Source organism: Vibrio sp. JZG120, assembly GCF_053890955.1.
In genome coordinates, this window is the sequence record NZ_JBSRRK010000032.1 from 1 (window position 1) to 6,120 (window position 6,120).

Below are 6,120 nucleotides of genomic sequence, written 5' to 3' on the forward strand. Positions count from 1 at the left end.
GCGACTCCAGAGCAACCAGTTAGCCACGCTACGTGACACTTTGCTTCCTAAATTGCTTTCCGGCGAAATCGAGTTAGACGTCGAAAGGGTTAATGCTAATGACTGAGCAACTATTGACTGCCATTGAGTCTGGTAATTTGGCGTTATTGAATGATGTACTTGAACATCAGCCAGAGTTAGTTAACACCGTCTTTGAAGAATTAGAAGCAACGCCATTTGAGCTTGCTTTGAAAAATGGGTTTTCGACACTCTCCCAGAACATCATTAACAGCGTCGGTTTTGATATCAATCATGCAGGTCATAACCCACTTCGGTTGGCGATTGAACTTGGTTTTTTGAATATTGCTCAAACACTGTTACACAAAGGCGCAAACCCTAACTATCGACCACAACAAATGAGCAGCGCATTGTTGCTTTGTTTAGACAATGAATACTTTGAACTCGCAGAGTTGATGGTAGAAAAAGGCGCTGAAGTTAACATCCGAAACGACAAGGGCTGGACACCTTTAATTTGGGCCTCAATGAAAGGCCGAGTCAAAGCGGTTGAATTTCTGCTTAAGCACGGAGCTGCCGTCGATGTTTGCAATAACGATGGCTGGAATGCGGTTACTGGCGCTTATTTCAAACAACGTTTAGAAGTCGTCGATAAGCTCCTTGCTCAAGGTGCGGTATTCAGCGCCAAGTACTCAGAAGCCGCTATGTTGTCAGCGTATCAAAATGGGCATGTCAACATCGCTAAGAAGCTACTAGCTAATGGCGTTAATCCAGATGTGGAAAACGAAGATAATGAAACGATGCTGATTATCGCCGTTACTAAAGGTGATGATGAAATGATCAAAGCGCTCGTTACTGCTGGTGCGAATCCTAACGCAAGAAACAAAGACTCGCATCCAGCGTTATCTTTATTGGCTCAAAATGGCAAAAATGAACTCATTTCGTTGCTGATAGATAAAGGTGCGGATGTAAATCTTCAGAGTAAGTCTGGAAGAACTGCCGCTTATTGGGCAGCAAGTTATAACCAAGCATCAACATTGGAACTTATCCATAGTAAAGGTGCCAATCTTGATTTGCGAAATGAGGATGGATGGTCACCTTTAATGGTTGCAGCTAGTAGTGGCTACCTTGAATCCGTCATGAAACTGGTTGGACTTGGAGCTAATACTGAATTTGAAACTAAAAAGGGTAATTCTGCCCAAGATATTGCGAAATTAAATGCACCGACGCATGGAAATTTGAGCAACGTAAATGGGCACCGTATTTATCCAATGCTTAATACTAGCTTCAAGCAAATTGTTGACTACTTGTCAGGATCGCGTCAGCAATGATTGCTCAAAGCTCAGTTTTTGATGCAGTCCGTCGTGGTTATAACGAGTTAGAACTCGCAAGTAACGACGACATTCTTGATTATTTCTCTGATGTCGACCCCGATGCGATGTCGGGACATATCAGCAATATCAAAGGCATTGTGTTTGAGCAAGAGGTTGTCACTGCACTCAACGATCAAGGTATGGATACTTTGTTATTTGAAGCAACTAATCACCCCGTTTCGGATATTGCTCTGATGAGTGATGGTGATATTGCCGCAGAAGTTCAGCTTAAAGCGACAGACAGCGTCAGTTATATCAATGAGACGCTTGCTGAAAACTCAGACATCCCAATTATTGTCACTAGTGAGGTCGCCGATAGCTTGGATAGCACGTTGGTGATTGATTCGGGGATCGACAATGTTGTATTGGATGATACCGTGTCAGAGGTATTAACAGGTGAAGTTTTTAACAATGTTGGTGAATCCGTAGCAAGTGACGTTGTAAGTGAAGGACTAGCAGATCTTGTCGGTGATGTAGCTTTACCTATTAGCCCTATTGGGATTATTGGTGCTTTGTTTGGACTCCCTTTTTTGTAAGTAAATAGTTATGTATTCAAGTTCGCTTCACGTTTAATAAGTTAGGTTTTCGAGAGCGAGAACATTTACAAGAATGGCCTGATCATCAACCACATGCAATCGGTGAAGGGATGGTAATCATTCAGAAAGGGGGGTGTGGCTTTGATGATACCTGAGTTCGCCCAGACCTGTTGGTATTAGATAAAAATAGCAACTTGGTGATAATCTAAATCGAGTTAGGCTAACAGAACTAATAATAAACATATAATAGCCTCAGACTTAGCTAAAAGTACTGAGGCATCATGGAATCATTGATATGGAAAGTTTACTTGTTAACGTCAGCAAATATGCATCAAGTCATCAAACATCCCCTACAGAAAACTTTATTACCGAAGCGTTTGCTTGGCTACTTAAGTATGATGAAGTGGTCAGAAAAGCATATGCTCAGCTACTTGCTGAAAAATCACCACAGTATAGAGCGGAGATCTTAAATCTATCCACTTCCACAGATATAGATACTCAAGTCAATTTTGGTGGAAAGTATCCTGATCTGTTGTGGAACTCCACCGATGAGGACTTTTGCCTTGTTTTTGAGCACAAGGTTTGGTCTGAACTACACAATAAGCAACTCAGTAATTATCGAAAATTCGCTAAAGCGCATCTGAATAAGTCATTCCTCATCGCTCTCGTTACTGCTCATTCTGGACAACACCGCCAATCACCGGATATCGCTTTGTGTTGGTATGAAGTCGCCAAAATTATTGAGTCGCTAGGTGAAGGTGATAATAAAGAGAGCTGGTTGCGCGCTGAGTTCGTTAACTTAATAAAAAGCAATGGATTAGTTAATTCAACACCGCTAAATCCTTTGGCGATCGCCTATTACAATGACGTTAAAAATATAGATAAGCAGCTTTATGAAATAGCGCGTCGCTCTCTGCATCGGTCATGGCCTGTTTATCAGGAAAGTAATAAGGTTAAATTTCACATTCCGCCTAAACACCGTAACGCGCGTGGTCGCTACGATGCTTTCGGTCGAATTGGTTTGGAGTTTTCTTCAATCAATGCAGGCAATGACGAAAGTGGCTGGATACCCGGAATATTCTGCGGGTTTATTATGGACGGGTATGATCATCAAGTCGAAGATTTGATGGGAAATGGGCCTATTGCATCGCTAGTGTTGAGTGTTAATAAAAGCATCCAGTCTAGTTTAAAATCTCAAGGGTATTATGACCTTCTGGTCAATGAAATTAAGGCGAAATTACCCACAGATTGGAAGCTAAGTGATAGAACTATTGCAGGGCATAAATTAAACCCGTGGCATCCTTTGATTATATATCGCGAGCTTACGAGTTTTATTCAGGATGCTCAGACGTTAGAAGAGCAGACGGAAGTATATTTTACTCAAATGGCAATGTTACAAAGCGTTTTTCTTGAGAATGACGCGTTTAATTCCTTTTGCACCGAGATGCAGCGCTTAAGTAGCGAGGAACCAAAGTGATAACAGAAGACCAACTAGAACAACAATGCCTCGATTGGTTTAAAGAGCTAGGCTACCAATACCAAAATGGCTATGACATAGCACCGGATGGTGATACGCCTGAACGTGAAAACTATCAGCAAGTCACTCTACAGGCGCGTTTAGTGTCTGCCTTGGAAACCTTAAACCCTAATGTACCCAGTGACACCTTAATCGAAGTAGCGAAAACCGTTGCCACGCCGCAAACGCCTGTACTTATTAAAAACAACAAACTCTTTCACCAATATTTAATCGAGGGTGTGCCCGTTGAATACTCTGTGATGGAGCAAGAACAATGGGTGAGCAAACATACTCATGTTCGCTTAATTGATTTTGAGAACCGTGAGAATAACGAATTCTTAGTGGTCAATCAGTTCACCATTACAGGCACCAAGGTCAATCGCAGGCCTGATGTCGTGGCATTTATCAATGGCTTGCCTTTGGCAGTGATAGAGCTAAAAAACCCAGCCGATGATCACGCCGATATTTGGAATGCTTACAATCAAATCCAAACTTACAAAGAAGAAATCGCTGATCTCTTTGTATTCAATGAAGCGCTGGTCATTTCTGATGGTTGGACGGCGCGAGTCGGATCGTTAACGGCTAATAAAGAGCGCTTTTTGCCATGGAAAACCATCGAGGACGAAGACGATAAGCCGTTACTCGAATTCCAATTAGAGACCATGGTGCGTGGCTTCTTTAAGCCAGAATTGCTGCTCGATTACATTCGCTACTTTGTATTGTTCGAAAATGATGGCGACAAGATCATCAAAAAAATCGCAGGTTATCACCAATTCCATGCCGTGCGTGCTGCGGTGAAAGCAACTGTCATCGCGGCCACAACCTCTGACCAAGTCACCGAACCACGAGCCAACTATGCCAATACGGTGGTGCCCGGAAGCAAAAAAGCAGGCGTGGTTTGGCATACCCAAGGCAGCGGGAAAAGCATTTCGATGGTCTGCTACGCGAGTAAGTTACTTCAACAGTCGGAGATGAATAACCCAACTTTAGTGGTGGTGACTGACCGTAATGACTTAGATGGTCAGTTATTTAATACCTTCACCATGGCTCAAGAAACGTTGAAGCAAATCCCTCAACAGGCTGAAGATCGTGATTCATTACGCGATTTACTTCTTAACCGTCAGTCCGGTGGCATCATCTTCACAACCGTACAAAAGTTTGCGCTGCTCGATGAAGAAATGGCACATCCTATCCTTTCTGAACGATCTAATATCGTGGTGGTTTCCGATGAGGCGCACCGCAGTCAGTATGGCAACAAAGCTCGACTTGTTGATGTCAAAGACGAGAACGGCAATGTGATTGATCAGCGTTATGTGTATGGCTACTCAAAGTATATGCGTGACGCGCTACCAAATGCGGCCTTTATTGGTTTCACGGGTACACCGATATCGATGGATGATAAAGATACTCGTGGTGTCTTTGGTGACTATGTCTCTATTTACGATATTCAAGATGCTGTCGATGATGGCGCCACTGTGCCGATTTACTACGAATCTCGCTTAGCCAAGCTCGATATTAATCAAGGTGAAATCGAAGCGCTTAACGATCAGGTCGAAGAGGAAATAGGCGAAGACGAAGAAACTGAGAGTCGTGAGAAAATAAAATCACAGTGGTCAGCTCTCGAAAAACTCGTTGGTGCAGAGCCAAGAATCCAGCAGGTTGCGCAAGATCTGGTTGAGCACTTTACGACTCGCTGTGAAACCTTTCCGGGCAAGGCTATGATCGTTGCCATGAGTCGCGAGATTTGTGTGGATTTATACGATGCAATTGTGGCTATCAAACCCGAATGGCATAGCGATGATCCAAATAAAGGCGCGATCAAAATCGTCATGACTGGCAGCGCCGCCGACAAAGCTAAAATGCAGCCTCATATCCATGATAAGAAGACTAAGAAGCTTTTCGAGAAACGTTATAAAGACACCAGTGATGAACTGCAATTAGTAATTGTCCGTGATATGTGGCTAACAGGTTTTGATGCGCCTTGCTGCCATACCATGTATATCGACAAACCAATGAAAGGTCATAACCTGATGCAGGCGATAGCGCGTGTGAATCGCGTGTTTAAGGATAAGCCCGGAGGTTTAGTTGTTGACTATATTGGTATTGCCAATGAGCTTAAAAACGCACTTAAGACCTATACCAACAGTCAAGGGAAAGGTCAGCCTACCGTCGACACCGCTGAAGCTTTCGCTGTCTTCATGGAAAAAATAGACGTGATTCGCGGAATGTTTGCCACGCCCGTCGATGGTACCGTCTTCGATTATCGTCCGGATTTTGAAACCAAACCACTGCAACTGCTTCCGGGAGCCGTGAACCATATATCTGGCCTCTCACACCGCAACAGCAAAGGTGAAGAAGTTCGTGATGGTAAACGCCGTTTTCTTGATGTTATGGCTGCGATGATGAAAGCCTTCTCACTGTGTAATACCTTGGATGAAGTGGACGGCTATAAGAGCGAGATTGCCTTTTATGGAGCGATTAAGACCGCCTTCTTAAAACATTCTACTGTTGACAAGAAACGCAGCGACGAATTACGCAATTCTGCTTTGCGCCAGATCCTCAACAATGCAATTGTGGCAGATGGAGTCGATGACATCTTCAAAACCGTTGGCTTAGATAAGCCCAATATTGGCTTGCTCTCTCCTGAGTTTTTGGAAGATGTCGCCAATATGAAAGAGAAGAATTTAGCCGTAGAACTGCT

At 43.4% G+C, this 6,120-nt stretch carries 4 protein-coding genes; all 4 read left to right on the forward strand.

All coding sequences use genetic code 11. The features are described from left to right. Window positions 1-98 precede the first annotated feature (98 nt). Window positions 99-1,325 (forward strand): ankyrin repeat domain-containing protein, encoded by a 1,227-nt coding sequence (locus ACWPOD_RS23540; protein ID WP_237309906.1) that lies wholly within the window; start codon window positions 99-101, stop codon window positions 1,323-1,325. After that, window positions 1,322-1,903, forward strand: coding sequence for a cytochrome P450 (locus ACWPOD_RS23545; RefSeq protein ID WP_237309909.1), 582 nt, complete (start codon window positions 1,322-1,324; stop codon window positions 1,901-1,903). Before ACWPOD_RS23540 ends, ACWPOD_RS23545 begins: the two co-directional genes overlap by 4 nt. Before the next feature lie 295 nt (window positions 1,904-2,198). Continuing rightward, window positions 2,199-3,380: a PD-(D/E)XK nuclease family protein gene (locus ACWPOD_RS23550; protein WP_237309911.1), complete on the forward strand. Its 1,182-nt coding sequence runs from the start codon at window positions 2,199-2,201 to the stop codon at window positions 3,378-3,380. Then, on the forward strand, window positions 3,377-6,120 hold a 2,744-nt coding region (locus ACWPOD_RS23555), incomplete at its 3' end, for a type I restriction endonuclease subunit R (RefSeq protein WP_456232298.1). The genes ACWPOD_RS23550 and ACWPOD_RS23555, both read left to right, overlap by 4 nt.

Bases quoted from the DNA above. Each gene is read 5' to 3' on its own strand.
- ACWPOD_RS23540 (WP_237309906.1), top strand. From the start codon at position 99: ATGACTGAGCAACTATTGACTGCCATTGAGTCTGGTAATTTGGCGTTA.
- ACWPOD_RS23545 (WP_237309909.1), top strand. From the start codon at position 1,322: ATGATTGCTCAAAGCTCAGTTTTTGATGCAGTCCGTCGTGGTTATAAC.
- ACWPOD_RS23550 (WP_237309911.1), top strand. From the start codon at position 2,199: ATGGAAAGTTTACTTGTTAACGTCAGCAAATATGCATCAAGTCATCAA.